Below are 242 nucleotides of genomic sequence, written 5' to 3' on the forward strand. Positions count from 1 at the left end.
AGTGGAAACTGCGAATATCCAAGTAAGTGATGGTATTATATCAGCTAAATCAGCGTTTTCAATTCAGGTAAAATCTAATGCTGCTACTCATTTTGTTATAAGTGGTCAATCAAGTCAACAAGCTGGAGCAACGCAGACTTTGGGTATAAAAGGTTTAGATGCCTATGGGAATGAGGCTATTGAATATTCAGGAACAAAAACACTGATTTTTTCTGGGGCAAGTACTACAACCAACCAAATAG

The 242-nt window shown here is 37.2% G+C and carries 1 protein-coding gene; it reads left to right on the forward strand.

Going from position 1 to position 242, the window contains the following annotated elements; translation table 11 throughout:
• The coding region (locus tag G9H65_RS13350; protein WP_166375825.1) for a hypothetical protein at nucleotides 1-242 on the forward strand (242 nt) is incomplete at both ends.

It is taken from the genome of Aquirufa ecclesiirivi, from assembly GCF_011250515.1.
In the GTDB taxonomy this organism is placed as follows: domain Bacteria; phylum Bacteroidota; class Bacteroidia; order Cytophagales; family Spirosomataceae; genus Aquirufa; species Aquirufa ecclesiirivi.